This is a genomic window from Bordetella genomosp. 9, from assembly GCF_002261425.1.
Lineage (GTDB): Bacteria > Pseudomonadota > Gammaproteobacteria > Burkholderiales > Burkholderiaceae_B > Bordetella_C.
Map to the genome: position 1 here is coordinate 2,199,855 of NZ_NEVJ01000003.1, position 16,557 is coordinate 2,216,411.

At 62.6% G+C, this 16,557-nt stretch carries 25 protein-coding genes and 1 tRNA gene; 1 reads left to right on the top strand and 25 read right to left on the bottom strand.

Annotation, left to right across the window (positions count from 1 at the left end):
* Nucleotide 1 precedes the first annotated feature (1 nt).
* From CAL26_RS21075 to CAL26_RS21150, 21 genes are all read right to left on the bottom strand, one after another.
* The gene (locus tag CAL26_RS21075; RefSeq protein WP_306437102.1) at nucleotides 2–2,467 is read right to left on the bottom strand and encodes a DNA polymerase; all 2,466 of its coding nucleotides are present in this window, start codon (nucleotides 2,465–2,467) and stop codon (nucleotides 2–4) included.
* Complete coding sequence (locus CAL26_RS28720) at nucleotides 2,464–2,625, bottom strand: hypothetical protein (protein ID WP_256988550.1); 162 nt, start codon at nucleotides 2,623–2,625, stop codon at nucleotides 2,464–2,466. Before CAL26_RS28720 ends, CAL26_RS21075 begins: the two co-directional genes overlap by 4 nt.
* Nucleotides 2,622–3,821: an AAA family ATPase gene (locus tag CAL26_RS21080; protein ID WP_179283414.1), complete on the bottom strand. Its 1,200-nt coding sequence runs from the start codon at nucleotides 3,819–3,821 to the stop codon at nucleotides 2,622–2,624. The genes CAL26_RS28720 and CAL26_RS21080 overlap by 4 nt, the downstream gene beginning before the upstream one ends.
* 56 nt (nucleotides 3,822–3,877) lie before the next feature.
* Nucleotides 3,878–4,051 (bottom strand): hypothetical protein, encoded by a 174-nt coding sequence (locus tag CAL26_RS28390; RefSeq protein WP_179283415.1) that lies wholly within the window; start codon nucleotides 4,049–4,051, stop codon nucleotides 3,878–3,880.
* A gap of 96 nt (nucleotides 4,052–4,147) precedes the next feature.
* Complete coding sequence (locus CAL26_RS28725) at nucleotides 4,148–4,960, bottom strand: toprim domain-containing protein (protein WP_094848688.1); 813 nt, start codon at nucleotides 4,958–4,960, stop codon at nucleotides 4,148–4,150.
* A 137-nt stretch (nucleotides 4,961–5,097) separates the two neighbouring features.
* Nucleotides 5,098–5,367: a hypothetical protein gene (locus CAL26_RS21090; protein WP_094848689.1), complete on the bottom strand. Its 270-nt coding sequence runs from the start codon at nucleotides 5,365–5,367 to the stop codon at nucleotides 5,098–5,100.
* On the bottom strand, nucleotides 5,364–5,723 hold the full coding sequence (locus CAL26_RS21095; protein ID WP_143277474.1) for a hypothetical protein: 360 nt from the start codon (nucleotides 5,721–5,723) through the stop codon (nucleotides 5,364–5,366). Before CAL26_RS21095 ends, CAL26_RS21090 begins: the two co-directional genes overlap by 4 nt.
* Nucleotides 5,724–5,759: 36 nt before the next feature.
* Nucleotides 5,760–6,140 (bottom strand): hypothetical protein, encoded by a 381-nt coding sequence (locus CAL26_RS21100; protein WP_094848691.1) that lies wholly within the window; start codon nucleotides 6,138–6,140, stop codon nucleotides 5,760–5,762.
* Nucleotides 6,140–6,412: a hypothetical protein gene (locus CAL26_RS21105; RefSeq protein ID WP_094848692.1), complete on the bottom strand. Its 273-nt coding sequence runs from the start codon at nucleotides 6,410–6,412 to the stop codon at nucleotides 6,140–6,142. Before CAL26_RS21105 ends, CAL26_RS21100 begins: the two co-directional genes overlap by 1 nt.
* A gap of 57 nt (nucleotides 6,413–6,469) precedes the next feature.
* Nucleotides 6,470–6,733 carry a hypothetical protein gene (locus CAL26_RS21110; protein WP_094848693.1) on the bottom strand — a complete coding sequence of 88 codons (264 nt, stop codon included), beginning with the start codon at nucleotides 6,731–6,733 and terminating at the stop codon, nucleotides 6,470–6,472.
* A 7-nt stretch (nucleotides 6,734–6,740) separates the two neighbouring features.
* On the bottom strand, nucleotides 6,741–6,947 hold the full coding sequence (locus CAL26_RS28180) for a hypothetical protein (protein WP_143277475.1): 207 nt from the start codon (nucleotides 6,945–6,947) through the stop codon (nucleotides 6,741–6,743).
* 3 nt (nucleotides 6,948–6,950) lie between these two features.
* Entirely contained in the window at nucleotides 6,951–7,337 is a 387-nt protein-coding gene (locus CAL26_RS21115; RefSeq protein WP_094848694.1) for a hypothetical protein, read from the bottom strand.
* A 261-nt stretch (nucleotides 7,338–7,598) separates the two neighbouring features.
* A complete protein-coding gene (locus tag CAL26_RS28395) occupies nucleotides 7,599–7,760 on the bottom strand; it encodes a hypothetical protein (RefSeq protein WP_179283416.1) in 162 nt (53 codons plus the stop codon).
* An 876-nt stretch (nucleotides 7,761–8,636) separates the two neighbouring features.
* A complete protein-coding gene (locus tag CAL26_RS21125; RefSeq protein ID WP_094848696.1) occupies nucleotides 8,637–8,816 on the bottom strand; it encodes a hypothetical protein in 180 nt (59 codons plus the stop codon).
* The gene (locus CAL26_RS21130; protein ID WP_143277476.1) at nucleotides 8,813–8,998 is read right to left on the bottom strand and encodes a hypothetical protein; all 186 of its coding nucleotides are present in this window, start codon (nucleotides 8,996–8,998) and stop codon (nucleotides 8,813–8,815) included. Before CAL26_RS21130 ends, CAL26_RS21125 begins: the two co-directional genes overlap by 4 nt.
* A gap of 74 nt (nucleotides 8,999–9,072) precedes the next feature.
* Nucleotides 9,073–9,546, bottom strand: coding sequence for a hypothetical protein (locus tag CAL26_RS21135; protein WP_094848698.1), 474 nt, complete (start codon nucleotides 9,544–9,546; stop codon nucleotides 9,073–9,075).
* A 149-nt stretch (nucleotides 9,547–9,695) separates the two neighbouring features.
* Nucleotides 9,696–9,857, bottom strand: a complete 162-nt coding sequence (locus CAL26_RS28400; protein ID WP_179283417.1) for a hypothetical protein — start codon at nucleotides 9,855–9,857, stop codon at nucleotides 9,696–9,698.
* Nucleotides 9,854–9,982, bottom strand: a complete 129-nt coding sequence (locus CAL26_RS28730) for a hypothetical protein (RefSeq protein WP_256988551.1) — start codon at nucleotides 9,980–9,982, stop codon at nucleotides 9,854–9,856. Before CAL26_RS28730 ends, CAL26_RS28400 begins: the two co-directional genes overlap by 4 nt.
* Nucleotides 9,983–10,035: 53 nt before the next feature.
* Nucleotides 10,036–10,248, bottom strand: coding sequence for a hypothetical protein (locus CAL26_RS21140; protein ID WP_094848699.1), 213 nt, complete (start codon nucleotides 10,246–10,248; stop codon nucleotides 10,036–10,038).
* Nucleotides 10,245–10,832, bottom strand: coding sequence for a hypothetical protein (locus tag CAL26_RS21145; protein WP_094848700.1), 588 nt, complete (start codon nucleotides 10,830–10,832; stop codon nucleotides 10,245–10,247). Before CAL26_RS21145 ends, CAL26_RS21140 begins: the two co-directional genes overlap by 4 nt.
* A 53-nt stretch (nucleotides 10,833–10,885) precedes the next feature.
* Nucleotides 10,886–11,221 carry a hypothetical protein gene (locus CAL26_RS21150; RefSeq protein ID WP_094848701.1) on the bottom strand — a complete coding sequence of 112 codons (336 nt, stop codon included), beginning with the start codon at nucleotides 11,219–11,221 and terminating at the stop codon, nucleotides 10,886–10,888.
* A 1,939-nt stretch (nucleotides 11,222–13,160) separates the two neighbouring features.
* Between CAL26_RS21150 and CAL26_RS21160 the strand changes: the two genes are divergently transcribed.
* Nucleotides 13,161–13,598 carry a hypothetical protein gene (locus tag CAL26_RS21160; RefSeq protein WP_094848702.1) on the top strand — a complete coding sequence of 146 codons (438 nt, stop codon included), beginning with the start codon at nucleotides 13,161–13,163 and terminating at the stop codon, nucleotides 13,596–13,598.
* 77 nt (nucleotides 13,599–13,675) lie between these two features.
* Here the strand turns inward: CAL26_RS21160 and CAL26_RS21165 are convergent.
* The 4 genes from CAL26_RS21165 to CAL26_RS21180 form a co-directional block, all read right to left on the bottom strand.
* Nucleotides 13,676–13,751, bottom strand: a tRNA-Lys gene (locus tag CAL26_RS21165).
* Between the two features lie 148 nt (nucleotides 13,752–13,899).
* Nucleotides 13,900–14,700 carry a MetQ/NlpA family ABC transporter substrate-binding protein gene (locus CAL26_RS21170; protein ID WP_094848703.1) on the bottom strand — a complete coding sequence of 267 codons (801 nt, stop codon included), beginning with the start codon at nucleotides 14,698–14,700 and terminating at the stop codon, nucleotides 13,900–13,902.
* A gap of 72 nt (nucleotides 14,701–14,772) precedes the next feature.
* Nucleotides 14,773–15,429 carry a methionine ABC transporter permease gene (locus tag CAL26_RS21175; RefSeq protein ID WP_094848704.1) on the bottom strand — a complete coding sequence of 219 codons (657 nt, stop codon included), beginning with the start codon at nucleotides 15,427–15,429 and terminating at the stop codon, nucleotides 14,773–14,775.
* Nucleotides 15,383–16,474, bottom strand: a complete 1,092-nt coding sequence (locus tag CAL26_RS21180) for a methionine ABC transporter ATP-binding protein (protein ID WP_094848705.1) — start codon at nucleotides 16,472–16,474, stop codon at nucleotides 15,383–15,385. The genes CAL26_RS21175 and CAL26_RS21180 overlap by 47 nt, the downstream gene beginning before the upstream one ends.
* Between the last annotated feature and the right edge of the window lie 83 nt (nucleotides 16,475–16,557).

The window sequence follows — 16,557 nt, forward strand, 5'->3', positions numbered from 1 at the left end:
TTTAAAGGGAACGTTCGTAGCTCGGGATGTGCTTCCCGATGAATCGCTTGCGCACCCAGGGGCGCAGCGCCTGTACTGCCTTGTCGAAATTGGCCGTCTCGATTTCCTTTTCCTCGGCCATGCTGCTGCCCCACACCGTGTCCGATGGCACGCCCAGGGGCAGCTCCCACTTGAACCACCATTCGATGAAGGTGCTCGCCTCCTCCATGCACACATGCAGGAGAGCCGCGACCTTGCTACGGACCGACTTGTGAGCGTCGGCGTACTCGGCATCATGGACCTGGTTGACCAGCAAACCCTTGCCGTCAAAGTTGCGGAAGTGGTAGAACGCGCGGACGGACAGCCACATCGCTGCCTTGGCCCACTCGCCACCCGTGCCCTGCACCTCGTAGTTCTTGATTTCCGTGGGCATGAAGCCGGAGCGTTCCCGCCCACGTTCGATCAACCACTTGGGCGCGGGGTGCTCGCGGTAGCAGTACCGCTTGCCGTCCGGCGTCACGCTGTAGCCCTTGCCCAGCTGGATGTTCAGTCCCGGAATCTCGGGGTGCTGCACGGTCAGCCCGGTGGGTACGCGGGACTTCCGAATCTCCTTCGCCTTGTCTTCGAAGTACGGCTCGATTTCCGGGTAGCGCGCGTTCTCCGCGTCGGCCAAGGCCTGCACGTCCGCCTCGGCCATCTTGGTGGACTGGGCGATCTTCTTGACGCCCGCGCCGTAGGCCCGCTGGAACGAGAACACCTTCGCTCCGGTGCGCTTGTAGTCCCAGTCCTTTTGCAGCTCGGGCTCCACGTCCTTGCCCTTGCACAGCCGGTACACCTCGTCGTACTCCATGCCCTCTTTCACAGACAGGCGCATGACGTGCATATCGACGCCCGCCTTCAAGTCCGCGATCAGCTGTGCGCAGCGGGTCAGGATGGCCTGGACGTACACCTCCAGCGAGCTAAAGTCGGACTGGATGATTACCCCGTCCTTGCCGAAGCGCGACTTGAACACCGTCTTGGCCTCGGACTTCTGGCCCTTCGGGATGTTCTGTAGGTTCGGGTTGGAACTGGAAAGCCGCGCCGTCACCGTGCTGGTGTGGTTCAGCATGTGGTGGATGATGCTGTCCAGCTGGACCAGGGTGAGCATGCCCTTCTGGTTCCCGTCTTCATCGGTCGTGATGAAATAGGTGCCCAGGTCCTTGGTCAGCTTGACCACCTGGCCCAGCGTCTTCAGGAACGGTACATCCGTGTTCTGCGTGAGGATGTCCATGACCTCGGACGCCGTGCTATACACGCCCTTGTCCGCGCCTTCCCAGGCGGGGTCCGGCTTGGTAAAGCCCTCGAACGTGTAGTAGTGCGGCTCGATGCGGGTCTTGGGTCCGCGCTCGATGTCCGGCACCGTCACCTGCTTGGTCTTTATCTCACCCTTGTTCCTGCCTCCGGCGTACCGCTGTACGTTCCACGCCTTGCCTTGCGCCATGTCCGCGAGGACTTTATCCAGCGGCCAGGACGGTAGCTCCGGGCTGTTCAGCAGCGCGTGCAGCTCCTTCTTCTGGTAATAGGTCCGATTCCCGTCCTCGCCCAGCACCAGGGCCGGCGCGTCGTACTTGACGGTGCCGCCAAAGATCAGGGCCGACTTGTGGAAGCGGCTATTCCAGTTGAACTCGAAGGGCAGCCCCTCGGGCAGGAACGTCTCCAGTTGCAACGTGGCCTCGGCCAGCTTCTTCGCAAGCTTCTCGGCCAGCTCCAGGCCCAGCTGTTTGTCAACGTGCATGCCGTTGCGCTCGCATTCGATAGTGAACACGAGCGCGCCCATGTTCAGCAGGATGCTGCGCAGCTGCCCGGACTGTTTCGCCCGCAGCCATTGACCTCGGAAAACCCTCTCGGTGTTTCCGATGTCACCTTCCTCGAACCCCTGCTCGGTTTCGCGGCCGGCCAGGTAGCGCAGCAGCAGGTCCTCGGGGATGTCGATGGTGTCCACGCCTGAGTCCCACAAGGCCTTAACCTCGTCCAGCTTGACGTTGCCACCGTAGGCCGGCGCAATCTCGTCCAGGGACAGCATGTGGCTGGACTGCTCCATGCCGGCCAGCAGGTACTCGGCCAGCTGGATGTCCCATATCATCCCGCCCGCGTTGATGTAGTCCATCCACGCTTGCAGGTTGTGCTCGGGGCGCGAGTTGGGATTCGCCAGGGCATACAGCAGGTCGAACTTGATGTTCTGGCCCACCAGCAGCTTTGTGCCCTGTAGGTGCTTGGTGAACCAGTCTTGCGGCAGCGCCTTGCAGGCGGCTACGCGGGACTCCTGGTCATCGCCATCCGGGAAGTAGTCGGACGGCGTGACGCCGCCCTTCATCTCCTTGCTGAGATTGCCGACCTGCCAGCCTTGGCATACGATGTAGTTCTCAGCGGAGAACGGGTTCGCCTTGCGCTTGAACTCCGTCTTGGTGGATGTCTCCAGGTCCCATACGCGGTAAGGGGTGCCGCTCAAGCTTCTGCCGTAACGGCCTCTACGCCGCTGTAGTGTGCCGTACTGTCGCCGTAGCTGTCGTAATCGACGGCAACGTCGCCCCATTCGTCCAGACTGAAGGACACCACGTCGCGCAGGTCCATCTCCGTGCCGTCCTTAAAGCGCAGGTATAGTTTCAAGAAGGGTCCCTCACTCGTGCGCGCTCCGCATCGAACACGACTTCGCGCTGCGGGTCCTTCGGCCCGCCTTCGATGTGGAGCTTGTTCTTCGGGATGCCGATGAATCGCGTGTTCTGCAACTCGGCGGCATTGCTCTTGCCCAGGATCACGATGGCGTCAGCCGCGCCCTGCTTCCCGGTCTTGCTGTCCTTCAGCATGGACATGTCGGGGTAAGGCAAGCCCTCCCCTGCGGCCGATACCTGGGACGTTGCGACGGCGCGGGTGCCGTACTTCACGGCCATGTTTCGCGCCCACTGGTACATCGCCTCCAGGGCCTGGTCCGTGCGCTGCCCGCCGTTGGCTATCTCTCCGCCGAACTTGATGTTGTCGATCATGTCGAACACCACGAGCGCGGACGGGATGCTGGCGATGATGTCCTCGACCTCATGCGACCAGAAGTCGTGAATGTCGAACACGCGGATGATGTCGCTGCGGCCCACGGCCTTGGCGTACGCCTCCTTCAGCGTGCCCTGCTGGTCCAGCTCGTACAGCTCGCTGACCTTCAGGCCAAGCGCGGCCTGGTACAGCCGGCGTTTGATGCGCCTGCCCGGCCCCTCGTTGTTCAGCCAGATGATGCTGCGGTGCTCGTCGGGGTACAGCTTGTCCACCTGCGGGGCCATGAACGTCAGTTCGGAAGCCAGGCCCGTGGTCTTGCCGGCATCGGGCCGCGCGGCGAACACCAGGAAGTCCCCTTCCTGCATCGCCCGCATGGCGCAAGCCAGCGCGGTCATGCGCCAGTGCAGGCCGATGTTGTTCTTGTCCTCGGCCAGCAGTTCGCTGATGTCGTCCAGGACTTCCGGCGGCTTCACCTTGCGGGTGAGCTGCTGCTGGTGGTGCTCGTGGATCGACCGCAGTGCCTCGGTCATGTCCACTTCGCCCTCCTGCCAGCTCTCCAGCATGGTTGCCACCTTGTTGGCCGTGGTGGCGTCGATCAGCCGTTGCAGCAGGCCGGCCTCTACGGTCGGGTCCACGTCCTTGTCGATCTGCTTCAGGCGCTTGCGATACAGCTCCTTCTGCTCGGCGGACAGGGACTTGTGCTTGAGGTTGAACCACAGGGTGAACGGACCGCTGTGGATTTCGGAGCAGTCCGGGTGCTCCTTGAAGAACTTGCCGAAGTCCTTCAGCAGCGTCTGGGTGTTGCCATCCACCGCATCCATGGCGGCGGACGCCAGCTTCTCGTGCCGATCCCGGTACTTCAGAAGCTGGAGCGTGGTTAATTCGAGGATGCGGCCTCCCCTTCCGGGTCACCGTCACCCGTCAGCGCGTCCATGTGCTCGGCGGCGGTAGCCATCTGCTCCTCTGCGTACGTGCGGTTGCGACCAGGACCAAAATGGCGGGCGACTTCGCGGTTTTCGAGGTAGGACTCCAGCGCCTCGCTGAATGTCATCCAGCAGTCACTGCGCCTCACCGGAACCACCTCACGGCTTGGTCGATAATCACGAATGCCACGAGGATGCCGGCCACCCAGGGCAGCCAGGGACCATCAGGCGGGTTGTCGTAAGTGATGGCGAATCTCCCTGTTGGATAGAAGTTTCGGGTCGGCGCGGGACCTGATCCGCCTCGCGTCGATACCCAGGGAAAGCAATTGCTTTGTGATTTCCCGTGCGGCGCGCAAACCCGGTCGGTCGGGATCGAGCCATACGCATACGGGTCGGTGAGTTTCTATGGTTGCGGCCACGCCATCGGATAGGCTGGTACCCATGAGGGACCATGCCTCCGTGGACTGGCCCACGCGGAACGCGCTCAATACGTCCTCGGTAAGCACAAGCGGGTCACCCCGTCCGTACTTAGCGACGAGGTACTGCTTGTCCACCTTGGGATTGATGTACTTGGGCCGAGCCGATGCGCGGGTCCACGTCACGTCCCGGGCCTGCCAGTAGATGAGGTTGCCGTCCGGGTCGAACAGCGGCAGTACCAGGCGTCCGCTCGGCTCATGCCAATACGCGCCCAGCTCCTCTATCTCTGGCAGGCCCACGCCGGCCTTGAACAGCCACACCTTGGCGGCTGCCGGCCATGCCGATACGTCGAACTCCGGTGGGCCTGGAAGATGGGTTACGGTTTCCAGGGCGCTGTCCACGGACTCCTCGCGCTTCAGGCGCGCGAGTCGATCCGCAAAGGACTCCACCGGTTTGTCCTCGACGCCGGCCTCATCGCATCGAAAGCACCAGGCCCGCCAGCGTGTCGCCTCATGTGACAGCCGAAGGGTCTTGCCGTCGCCGCACGAGTGGTTGACGCGGGTGCTGCGCCCTTCGGGCAGGGCCTGGCACGCGGCCAACCATTCGCGCTTATCGAGCAACTACGCCCAGGTATAGCGCGTAGATGCCCAGGCCGCTCGCCGCGGCGAATGCCACCACCAAGATGACGCCGATAAGAGCCATGGACACGTCATTGGCGGTGTCGGACCACTCGTGCAGCCGGTCGCGCCACGTACGCTTATACGGCCACATACTGCGACACGTTGCGGTTCGTCTCGGGGTTGTAGCGGGTGCCGTCGATCTTGACTCGCCCCGCCTTGACCAGCTCGGTAAGCCGGCCCGTCACGGAGCTGACGCGCATCGGGTGCAGGAGCGACACAATCTCGTCCTTGATGAGCGGCCGGTCCATGAGGCGCAGACACTCCACGATCTTGTCGTGCTGCCGCACATCCGCGCCGCTGGCCCGCATGGCGTTGAACGATGCGACTTGCGTCGCGGGGGCGCTCATTCGTCAATCTCCACGATGCGCTGCTCGCGGGCCACGAGGCAGCCCACACTGCGGACTTCCAGCAGCTCGAATTCCACGTCTACCGTGCAGTCCTTGCGGACGTGCTCCACCGCCTCGGCCCTCGTGGCAAACACTATCGGCTCATCGCCTTCCCACCCCACGTCCATGCGTCGCACCATGTACTCCGCCTTGGACGTCACCAGCTCGAAGCGGTCGGCCAGTACTTCAGTCTCGCCGCCCGCCAAGTCCACGAACTGGTCGCCGGCGTAGTCGGAGACGTTAGCCACCGTGTGAACCGTGCCAACAGGCCCGAGACTCGGCTTCTCCGGATAGCCCCGCGGGCTCAGCCGCGCCACGCGTACTTTGTCCCCCCGCCTTGAACTTGTGCGCGCTCACGCCTTCACCTCTTCCAGTACGCGGGCCACCTTCACGGTCTTGACCGGGACGATTTCGACGATTTGGAACTCGATGTCCGTACCTGCGCCGCCCAGCACGTACTGCTCGACCTCTTCCAGGCTGCCGAAGACCTTCCCGCCTTTGACGTGCTTGCTCCGATACGTGAACTCGCGCGGCTGCTCGGGCACCAGCTCGAACCTGCCGACATCCACATTGTGCCCGGGGTAGCTTTGCTCGAACTCCTCCAGCCGGATGTAGCCAGCGGGGTTGCTGTGGCCCGCCGCCGGGTTGCTGACCGTGAACACCTCGCCGGGCTGAATACCCAACCATCCGCCACGCAGAGCCCGGACCTTGTCGCCCTTCTTGAACTGTGCCATTACAGCGCGCCCCCGATCTGCTGGGCTTCCGCCTGGGCGGCCTGGGCCGCGTAGTGCGCCAGGGTGGACGCCTTGTGCGCCTTGCCCTTCGCTTCCTGCTCCGCCACGCGGGCGGCGTTGGTGATCGCCATGGCGGCGCGGTGTTGATCGGTGGCGCGGTCGGCCGCACGATTGGCGGCGCGGACGCGGTTGCCCAGCGCCTGGCAGTGCAGCTTGACGCCGATACGATGGACGCGGCGCGTCGCGGAGAGGATCAGAGTGGAGAGGGACATTTAATGCTCCTGTGGTTGCGGCGCTTACTGCGCCAGTGAGTGCTGCGTTGGTTAGAGTCAGCCGAACATGCGGAGGGCGTGCGACTTGCGCGTGCAGATACGCCATTGGCGTGCGCTGAGTCCGCTGCGCCGCCGAGCGTGGCGCGGGTGCCCCGGGTTGCTGGCGGGCGTGCGGTTGATACTGGCCTCGCACGCATCCGCGTAGATGGCCTTCCGCTGTTCCGTCGTGTACTGGATCGGCGGGAATGTCTTGTCGTCAGCGTGCTTCTGGATGCCAACGGCGTGAGCAAGGGAGAACGCGGTTACTACGGTCTGCTTCATCAGGTCCTTAGTTGAGGTAACGATAGAAGTATTCGCGGAGGAAATGCTGAATGATGCGGGCGCTGCCCGGGTACTCGCTGCGGGACACATCAAACACGCGCTGCACCGCGATGCGTTTGCCCTGCTCTATGCCCTGCTTGCGCGCCACCTGAGCGATGCGTGCTCCGAGGGCCTGCGCCCGGGCACGCGGAAGGCCGATATGTCGAACCTTCATGGCCTAGTGGAACGGGTACGGATCGTGGGAATGCGTGGGCGCCACTGCGTCCAGCAGCTTGTGCCACCAGGGGCGGCGATGCTTACGCAGCGATACCTCCAGCTTCTTGATGTGCCGACGCTTGCGGTAGTTCGCATCCTGGGCGTGGGCCAGCTGGTCCGCCAGGGCGTGGGCGTACTCGTTCAGTTCGTCGCACTCGCACTCGGCCTGAATGGCTGATCGGCGCATGGCGTCGTACTGGCGGGACATGACCGTGTACGCCGCGCGCAGGCGGTTCACTTCGGCGTGCAGCCGGATGTTCTCTTGCTCCAGCGGGGTCCGGGCCAACGCCTGCAATACGGCTACTTCCGTCGCCGTCATGCGCGGGGGAATCATGTTGAATTGTTCCATGGTCACCTCAGGCAAACAGGGATTGGATACGCTGGAGCGGGGACTGGCCCCGGATCAGGCGGCCGAACATGGACTTGCCGCAACGGCGGGACGTGCTCACGACGAGTACGCGCGACGGTCGGCGAGTTTCGCCCGGCATGGGGCAGCAATGCGCGGCGACGATACGGCCGGACTTGTCGCGCGTGTAGTGGATAAAACAACTGCCGTCCGGGGATACCTCGTCCGGCAGGTTCGAAAGACTGGGATATGTTGTTGTCGCGGTCATTGCGCCATTCCCACAGCGCGGGCAAAGGCAAGCCGCATTTGATTCGTGTTGATGGCGAAGCTGCTGCGACGCTCCAACAGAGACTTGGCGAACGCGCGCACATTGCGCAGACGTTCCGGGTGATGGTGTTGCTTCTTGGCGGTCTTGGACTGTTTCATAACTATCCTCGAAGTGCGACGCTTTGCGCGTCGGTTGGTACTGCGAATTGACTGCGATACTTCCGTGCTGCTTAGACCATGAGGCCCCGACAGCGAGCCCTGAACTTGCGGAACTGCGCCCGAAGGTGCGCCCCGCTCTGTTCGAATTTGTTCCCCGCCCTGTCTCGCTTATCAGCGCGGGCTTTCATCAGTTGGTTAATCTTCATGTGAATTTGCAACACGGATAGGGCGCACGGATCCATAGGTCTACGCGTTGGTAGTCCACTGATCCGCACTAGGGTTGGGTCTTTAAGCGGTGCCCCGCTCCGGCGCGAGAACGGCCGTCATAAGCCCGCACGCGGGCCTATGGCTGATGTTCTCTATTCAGCTTCTTCGGCCGTCAGGTTGCGGCGCGAAGTGATTACATGAAAGATTTGGTCCTGCGATACTTCGCGTGCGTTGCTGAAATCCACCCACTCAGCAACGCGACGTTCATTCGTGGGTGACATGTCCTCATCACTCACGATGTACCCTTGGCCCGGGATAAACGCCGCTATCGGCACCTCATACGAAAACAGTAGCTGTGTGCCGTCGCGGTACTCCAAGACCACAGGGTCTTTCCGCTTGGGGTTGGGATGTAAGAGCCTCATGTTTTTGCTACTTCCTTTAGCGCGCCTTGGCGCGTTGGCAGTGGCGCAGGGTTACGGCTGCGTCCACGGTTGATTGAATCCGCCGATACAGCGGGCCAAGTAATCCGGCTTAGCCGGCTCCCGCGAGGACACCGGCTAAACCTGACTGCCTGTTTACTATAGAACCCCGCCCATTTGACAGGGCGGAATTACGATGCTATGCGCCGATGCGAATACCGTTGTTTCGGTGCTACTCCGGCGGGCAGCCTTACGTGGATTCCTCCTCAAAGTGCACATAGTGCACATACCTGTCCTGGACGCCCATGTCGTCCGCCTCGCCCTGCACGACGGCCTCAAAGGCTTGCTCCTCGGCGTCCGCCTCATCGTGAGCCTCGACGATCACTTCGTATGCCACCACTTCGCGGACGATCACGCGATACATTTTCATGGCGCAATCTCCCGGGCGCAGGTATCGCAGTACTCCGACCCGTTCGGGAATTCGTCCGTGCTGAACACCGGGCGCACTTCGTTCCCTTCCCGGTCCAGCGCGCCTACCGCTACGCCCTGGTCGTCAAAGGTCGTTTCCGCTACGCTGAGCAGAGACAGCCCACCCCAGGTGATGATGCCCATGTGTTGATCCTGGCGGGCGCAAAATGGGCAGTGGTAAGCAGCCGTGTAGGTGTATCCGACGATGCGCGGCATGGTCATCCCCGCACCCAGTAGGACACGCCATCGAAATCGATTTGTGTGTAGTCCTGCTGGAGTTCACGCGCGGCTTGCGCCCAGTCGATGCAGTTGTTGGGCCACTGCGCGCCGCGCTGTACCGCGCCGATGTCCTCGGCCAGCTCTTCGGCGTACTGCTCGAAATAGCTATCCCGAATCAGCGTCTCACCGTGCCGCCAGTCCGGCGCGTAGTCCTCGCCCTGCTCGTTGAGTTCGCGCAACGCCTCCAGCTCTTCGAGGTTGTCCGCTTCCCACTCGGAAAGCGCATTCTCTGCGCCGGTCAGCCAATCCATCGCCTCATCGCGGGCGTCGATACCGTCCGCGTCATTGAACGCCGCTTGCGCTTCCTCGACGGCCTGTGCCAAATCGCGCTGCTCGTCCTGCAATTCTTCGAGGCGCGCGATAACGTCGCGGCTGTCGATAACATCATCCATGTTGGTGGGTTGGGTGCTCATGGCTGCCTCTCCTTAACGAGTGTGGGCGGGCGGCGCTGAATGCGCCAGTTGTCGCGCGGATTGCGCTAGGTGCTGAGTGACACCAATACAGGGCACTCATGGGAATGGCCTGTATTGGTGGGCCGCGTTAGCGGCCTGGGTGCTGCTCGCTACTTCCGAACGATGCAAAACGCATCGATCACCTGCTTGCGGGCCTTGGCCTCATTCGCCGCAGCCCAACATGCCGCATCGGTGTCCATGGGAACCGTTACAGCAGCGGCGTTGTAGTACCCACCGAAGTTGATTACCAGGTACACGACGGCGGCAATCATTTGGCCTCGGCCACGCGGTCGGCGTAGATAGTCACGTTGGCCCGTTCGACGTTGACCGGGTTGAACACGCAACCGGACAGGGCGAGCGCAGCCAGCGCGACGCCGATACAAATCAGCTTCTTCATGGATGGTTCCTTGGGTGATTGCGGCGCACTCCCCGCGCCGCGAGGGTGCTGCGTTAATCGAGGCCGTACGCGGCGGCGAAGTCGGTTTGCCCGGAGTACATTTCCCGCGCGTCGGCACTGCGCCACACTTCGATACGGCCGGACGGGAACTCCGCTATATGGGCCTCTCCGAGCGTGGCGCCGATCATCCCGCCCACATTGTTCAGCGCGCACATGGCGCTGTACACCGCTTCGGCCTGGGCCTGCGTGAGAATCGGCGGGTTCATGCGGCCACCGTCGAAAGTTCAGAGTCCCAGGCGTCCCCCTCCCAGCCATCGGCAGCGCGGACGCGGTACAGGCGCTCATCCTGGTCCGTGGGAATCTCGTGGACCACGTCCACTATCTGCCCGCTATGCGCGACGTAATCCGGGAAGTTGCACGGGTTGCCGAAGTTGGGGTATATGAACAGGCGTTTCACGCAGTCACCCCGCTGATCGCGTCCATCGCGGCGGATGCGTTCAGGTGATACGGGCTCATCTGGCTCCGTTGTGTCATGGACTTGTTGTAGATCGCGTAGTACCCCCTGGTGCTTTCTCAGGAAGTGCCCCAGCTCCGGCCGGTCGCGGTCATGGCACATGCCGATCAGGTAACCCACCGCGCCGCCTTCCAGGCAATCGGCGTACTCGCTTTCTGGAATCAACACTCCCACGGCGCAGGCCGTCCCGCCGGGTCCGCGATACACGCAAGTGCCCGCGCCGAGCGTCGCCGGCTTGCCCTGCTTCAACAGATGGACGGCCACGCGGTCGAATACCTGTTGCGCGGTCATGGTGGCGAGTTCGGCCACCGTGGGATACACGGGCTTGTAGGACATGATTGCTCCCTTAAGGGTTGCAGGTTGCGCCGCTGGGTGCGGCGGTTCAGGTGTCAGGAAATTAGGCAGCCACGATAAGCAGCGCCCGCCCGATAGCTGAGGATTGAGTCGTGGACGGTCCACTCCTCGGCGATCAAGTACGAGATGGCGGTATCCCGGCTGCACCCCGTAGCGCGCCGAACGGCCGTCACTTTGCGGAGTCGGGCAATGCTCAGGTCCATCAAGCTGCCGCGCATCATGTTGCGCACAGCGCTGATGGTTGGCACGCGGTTGTCATTTAGATGCGGCGGGAAGCTGGCTATAACCTCGCCCGCTTGAACCGCCACTATGACGATGCGTTCCCGCCCATTCGGCTGTATGTAGCCGGTCTTCTGCGTTGATAGGTACATGGCTGCCGTCCTTTCAAGGATGCGTGATTGCGGCCCTTTGCGGACCCGTTGCCGTCGAAGGCATAGCACAGCGCTCTATGCGGAACGCTCTGCTATGCCCTGGCGGGCTCTATGGTGATACACGAACAAAGCACACAGTGGGCTATCCCTGTCACTGTGTCCGTACCCGCAGAAGCCGTAACCCTTCCGCGCGCACCCTGGCAACAGATAAAGCCCATTCGACCCGGCCCTATCCGTGTTGTGTGCTTTGTTCGTGCCCCTGCTAACCGTGGCGTACTCAAGGCATGCTGTAGGCGTGCAAGGTCCACCCGGGATCATCAAGCATGGCGCGTGACGATACCGTGCTGGTTCTATGGATTCCCAGCGTCCATGCGAGTTGTTAAAGAGCGGTCCTGCTTGCACTGCTTCGTTCTTTGGGAAGTTTCCGTTGGGTGTGACCCATCGGCCGCTTGCACAAGGTTCGATGCGATACATCAAATGCCTTGCAATCCTGCCTTTCCGTTTCCCCGCTTCAGCGGGTAGTGGTCTAGCTGAACTGCGTTTACTGCTGCTATCGCTTGCCCTACTTAGCTGCGCTTTGCGCTAGGCCGTTCTCTGCTGCGATGGAACGAACTATACGCCGGCTATTACATCCTGTCAAGCACTTTGTGCCGTACCGTGCTAGTGCCATAGCGCCGCCAGGATCAAACCCAGGGCACATATTGCTATGTACACCGCCCATCCGATCCGGTACTTACGCAGCTCATTCATGCTCTATTCCTTATGCACCCTGTATTCAATCGAGCGGATACGAAGATTGTTATTCCTGGGTTGTCCCTATGTACCTTAGCCCTGTCCTGCTGTCCATGTGCTGCCTGTTCCGACAGTCCATCCGGTACATCTTCTGTGCTGTATTCCTGGAGTACATATCATGGGTTGTCCTATTGCCGTCAGGCTAGGCCCGTGGTGTGCTGAGTACGTCCTGTCCATAGGTATCGGATTGGCTGTCCTATCCCACTGTCTATGGTGTGGTGCCTACTGTCCATCCCCGGGTTCTATCCCGGGTGGGTAGGGCGATGTCTGGCATCCTTCGGGTGCATTTACAGATGGCGGGCTATGTGTCTAATCGGGTACCGAATGGCATAGCCATCGGACACGGAGTACTGAACCATGCACACCAGCGATTTCATGCGGGATACAGCCCATCGCCCTGGTGGATGCTGGACATGCACGCACTGGCATGGGCAGACAACAGGCAATGGAAGCCATGCGGTATGTACCTACCGTGGCCCAATCATCGTGGGCAATGCTGACGTAGGCTGTGTGTACTGGGAGCGTGAACCAGGGGCAGACGATGAGATTCTCAGCACGGATGAGCGCATAGCCCGGGCAGGCCGGTAATTACCCGCGAAACAGTGAGATAGATGCGCCCGCTCACGCGCACACCCACGCTCACGCCTCAATTCCCGAATTCCATAGCGCCGCTATGAGCAATACACCCGGCGATGCACAGGCCATCCGGCCAGTAGCCCGCCAAGCCACCAGGATGGCCCAGGCGCGTCGATCACAGCCCAGGGAATACCGACATAGCCACCCAGGCCGATAGCGCCTCGTAGGCCGTTCTACGCCAAGCGGAATGGATAGCCGCTGTTCACGTGCCCTAAACCCTTGTATTGCCTAAGGATTGCCCAGACTAGGCCATGTGCTGAGTGCACCATGAGTGCAGATATGCCCCGCCAAGGCCCAGGATGGCCCCTACAAGGCGCGAACGGCAGGCTACCCAGGCCACCCTACCCGGATGGATTCCAGGGCCTCAGCGGCCCGATTTCAGGGATGGGCAGGAAAGGAGGGCCTACGGGGGAATTCGGGTGGGGCGCGAGGGGCGCAACCCCCGCGGAAAATTGCAACAAAATTTCAGCCGCGCCGGTTCGGTATCATGCCGTGTCCACATGGAGGAGATATGCGACACCTGGTAACCGCCATCCTGTTCCTGCTGCTCACGGCCTGCTCCGGCATGGAGCCCTACACCGCCACGCCAGCGCCTGCGGACCCGGTAGCGGTCGTAGAGAAGTACCTGAACGAGCAGCCGGAGAAGCAGCACCCGGAATCCGTCAAGGTGACGCCGGAGTACTTCGAGATAGCGGACGCAACGTGGACCACGCACGGGTCCTGGTTCGGCCGCGACGCGTCGAAGCAGAAGGTCGCTCGGGTCTATTACGCGTCCATCGGCAACATCTACCTGTTCTCCAAGGGCCGCTGGTGGTACGTCCGGTGCCGCACCACGGAGGGCACGCTGATGTACGACGCCTGGTCGGATAGCAAGGACGCCGCGCTGGGCTACATTGCCGCGCTGGAGGAGCTGCGCAGGCGTGCCGCGAGCACACCGCGAGCACAGTGAGAACGGGGACTTTGCGGGAATACAACAGGCCCATTGCGGGCCTCCGCGAGATAAGCCCTTGATTTCCAAGGGATCGGTGGTGGGTCGTGCGCGACTCGAACGCGCGACCAACGGATTAAAAGTCCGCTGCTCTACCGACTGAGCTAACGACCCGACCGAAGCCCGCGATTATGGCCTATGAGGCTTTGCTTGTCAAAAAGCAAGCCCCCGGGGCGGGGCGCGGCTCGGAGGCCGCGCGTGCTGAGCAACGTGCGGTTAGCACCAGGCAGCGATCACCACGCAACGACCACCAAAGCAGCCATCACCAGGCCGCGATCACCGCGCCATGGTACTTGGTCTGGATGAAGTCCTTGACCGCCTGCGAGTGATACGCGGCCACGAGCTTGGCCAGGTCCGGACGGTCCTTGTCCTTCTCGCGCACGGCCAGCACGTTGGCGTAGGGCGAATCGGGCGCTTCCTGCGCGATGGCGTCTTTCTTGGGATCCAGGCCGGCCTGCATGGCGAAGTTGGTGTTGATCGCCGACGCATCGGTGTCATCCAGCGAACGCGGCAGCTGGGCGGCGTCCAGTTCGATGAAACGCAGCTTGCGGGGATTTTCCGCGATGTCCAGGGGCGTGGCTTTCAGGCCGGTGCCGGCCTTCAGCTTGATCAGGCCCTGGGTCTGCAGCAGCAGCAGGGCGCGGCCGCCGTTGGTCGGGTCGTTGGGGATGCCGATGCGGGCGCCTTCCTTCAGCGCGTCCAGGCTCTTCACCTTCTTGCTGTAGATGCCGATGGGAAAGATCACGGTCTTGGCGATGCTGACCAGCTTGTAGCCGCGATCCGCATTGGCGTTGTCCAGATACGGCTGGTGCTGGTAGCTGTTGACGTCCAGGTCGCCCGCCGCGAGCGCGACGTTGGGTTGCACGTAGTCGGAGAACTCGACGATCTGCAGCTTCAGGCCTTGCTTGGCGGCCTGTTCCTTCACGACCTCCATGATCTCGGCATGCGGGCCGCCCGTGACGCCGACCTTCAGCGGCTTGTCCTGCGCGTAGGCGGACGCCGTGGCGCCCAGGCCGGCGGCGACTGCCAGCGCGGCGAATATCTTGATGAAGTTCAGCTTCATGATTGTTTGGATTCCCAGGATTGCGATTTGACCGCGGCGCGGGCGCCCCATGGCGACGCGACGCGCGGCCGGCTAACGATGCGACATGCGGCGGACCGCCCAGTCGCCAAGACTCTGCATGACCTGCACCAGCACGATCAGCACGACCACCACCGCCGTCATGACCTCGGTCTGGAAGCGCTGGTAGCCATAACGGATCGCCAGGTCGCCCAGGCCGCCCCCGCCGATGGTGCCCGCCATCGCGGAATAGCCGATCAGGCTGACGATGGTGACCATGACGCCGGCCACGAGACCGGGCAAGGCTTCCGGCAGCAGCACCTTCATGATGATCTGCGCGGGCGACGCGCCCATCGCCCGGGCCGCCGTGATCAGGCCGGGGTCGACCTCGCGCAAGGCGTTTTCGGCGATGCGCGCCATGAACGGGATGGCGGCGACCGATAGCGGCACGATGGCCGCCGTCGTGCCGATCGACGTCTGCGCGACCAGGCGGGTGAAGGGGATGATGAAGACCATCAGGATGATGAACGGCAGCGACCGCGTCGCATTGACGACGGCCGCCAGCACGCGGTTCACGGCAAGCCGCTGCAGCATGGCGCCGCGGCTGGTGACCACCAGCACCACGCCGATGGGGATGCCGAGCAGCACCGCGATGCCGCCGGACACGCCGACCATCAATAGCGTTTCAAGCAGCGAAGTGGTCAGTGCGTCTATCAGTTGTTGCGGGCTCATGTGCAAGCTCGTGTACGGCGACGGCGCGCGTCGCCAGGTCATTCGAGGCCTGGTCCAGGGACTGCGGCGCACCTTGGACCAGGACGAACGCCGTTCCCACGGCGATGCCCTGCACGTCCTCGATACGGGCCTGGATCAGGCTGACGTCCAAAGAAAAATGGCGGGAAAGATGCGAGATCACGCCGCTGGCGCCCAGGCTGCCGCCCAGCGACAGCCGCAGCAGGCGCACGGCGGTGTCCGGCCGCGCGGCGACGGCGTCGCGCATGCGCGATCGCAGGGCGGACAGCGTGGCATCCGTCAGGTCGCTGGCCGTGGCCGCCGACACCATGGACTTGGTGATGTCGTGGCGCGGCGTGGCGAAGATTTCGGCGGCGCTGCCCATTTCCACGATCTGGCCTTCGGACAGCACCGCGACGCGATCGCAGACTTCACGGACCACTTCCATCTGGTGCGTGATCATCACGACGGTGACGCCGGTCTGGCGGTTGATGTCGCGCAGCAGCGTGAGGATGGTGTGGGTGGTTTCGGGATCCAGCGCGGACGTGGCCTCGTCGCTGAGCAGCACATCCGGCTCATTGGCCAGCGCGCGCGCGATCCCGACGCGCTGCTTCTGACCGCCGCTGATCTGGGCCGGATAGCGATGAGCCAGATGCTCCAGGCCGACCAGCTTCAACAGGCGGTCGACACGGGCGGGGATGTCGCTTCTCGGCACGCCGGCGATCTCCAGCGGCAGGGCCACGTTGCCATAGACGGTACGGCGGGCCAGCAGGTTGAAGCCCTGGAATACCATGCCGATGCGGCGCCGTTGCTGCCGCAACTGGTCCTCGGGCAGGCCCGTCAGGCATTGGTCGCCGATGGCGATGGTGCCTTCGTCAGGACGTTCCAGCAGGTTGATGCACTGGACCAGGGTGCTTTTGCCGGCCCCGCTGGGGCCGATGATCCCGAAGACTTCACCCTGCGCGATATCCAGGGTAATGCCGCGCAGGGCTTCGAATCGGCCATGTGGCGTGGCATAGGTCTTGTGGAGGTTTTTGATGTGAATCATGGCGCGACGACATTGTGAACGAGCGCGATACGTAGCAGAACGACAGTTTCGTGCCGGCTTTATAACTTTTGATTATAAATCGC

Bases quoted from the DNA above. Each gene is read 5' to 3' on its own strand.
- CAL26_RS21135 (WP_094848698.1), bottom strand. From the start codon at position 9,546: ATGAGCACCCAACCCACCAACATGGATGATGTTATCGACAGCCGCGAC.
- CAL26_RS21080 (WP_179283414.1), bottom strand. From the start codon at position 3,821: ATGGATGCGGTGGATGGCAACACCCAGACGCTGCTGAAGGACTTCGGC.
- CAL26_RS21110 (WP_094848693.1), bottom strand. From the start codon at position 6,733: ATGAAGCAGACCGTAGTAACCGCGTTCTCCCTTGCTCACGCCGTTGGC.
- CAL26_RS28730 (WP_256988551.1), bottom strand. From the start codon at position 9,982: ATGAAGAAGCTGATTTGTATCGGCGTCGCGCTGGCTGCGCTCGCCCTG.
- CAL26_RS21160 (WP_094848702.1), top strand. From the start codon at position 13,161: ATGCGACACCTGGTAACCGCCATCCTGTTCCTGCTGCTCACGGCCTGC.
- CAL26_RS21145 (WP_094848700.1), bottom strand. From the start codon at position 10,832: ATGTCCTACAAGCCCGTGTATCCCACGGTGGCCGAACTCGCCACCATG.
- CAL26_RS28400 (WP_179283417.1), bottom strand. From the start codon at position 9,857: ATGATTGCCGCCGTCGTGTACCTGGTAATCAACTTCGGTGGGTACTAC.
- CAL26_RS21100 (WP_094848691.1), bottom strand. From the start codon at position 6,140: ATGGCACAGTTCAAGAAGGGCGACAAGGTCCGGGCTCTGCGTGGCGGA.
- CAL26_RS21105 (WP_094848692.1), bottom strand. From the start codon at position 6,412: ATGTCCCTCTCCACTCTGATCCTCTCCGCGACGCGCCGCGTCCATCGT.
- CAL26_RS21130 (WP_143277476.1), bottom strand. From the start codon at position 8,998: ATGGGCATCATCACCTGGGGTGGGCTGTCTCTGCTCAGCGTAGCGGAA.
- CAL26_RS21125 (WP_094848696.1), bottom strand. From the start codon at position 8,816: ATGAAAATGTATCGCGTGATCGTCCGCGAAGTGGTGGCATACGAAGTG.
- CAL26_RS21175 (WP_094848704.1), bottom strand. From the start codon at position 15,429: ATGAGCCCGCAACAACTGATAGACGCACTGACCACTTCGCTGCTTGAA.
- CAL26_RS21090 (WP_094848689.1), bottom strand. From the start codon at position 5,367: ATGAGCGCCCCCGCGACGCAAGTCGCATCGTTCAACGCCATGCGGGCC.
- CAL26_RS21115 (WP_094848694.1), bottom strand. From the start codon at position 7,337: ATGGAACAATTCAACATGATTCCCCCGCGCATGACGGCGACGGAAGTA.
- CAL26_RS28390 (WP_179283415.1), bottom strand. From the start codon at position 4,051: ATGACATTCAGCGAGGCGCTGGAGTCCTACCTCGAAAACCGCGAAGTC.
- CAL26_RS28395 (WP_179283416.1), bottom strand. From the start codon at position 7,760: ATGAAACAGTCCAAGACCGCCAAGAAGCAACACCATCACCCGGAACGT.
- CAL26_RS21150 (WP_094848701.1), bottom strand. From the start codon at position 11,221: ATGTACCTATCAACGCAGAAGACCGGCTACATACAGCCGAATGGGCGG.
- CAL26_RS21180 (WP_094848705.1), bottom strand. From the start codon at position 16,474: ATGATTCACATCAAAAACCTCCACAAGACCTATGCCACGCCACATGGC.
- CAL26_RS28180 (WP_143277475.1), bottom strand. From the start codon at position 6,947: ATGAAGGTTCGACATATCGGCCTTCCGCGTGCCCGGGCGCAGGCCCTC.
- CAL26_RS21170 (WP_094848703.1), bottom strand. From the start codon at position 14,700: ATGAAGCTGAACTTCATCAAGATATTCGCCGCGCTGGCAGTCGCCGCC.
- CAL26_RS21140 (WP_094848699.1), bottom strand. From the start codon at position 10,248: ATGAACCCGCCGATTCTCACGCAGGCCCAGGCCGAAGCGGTGTACAGC.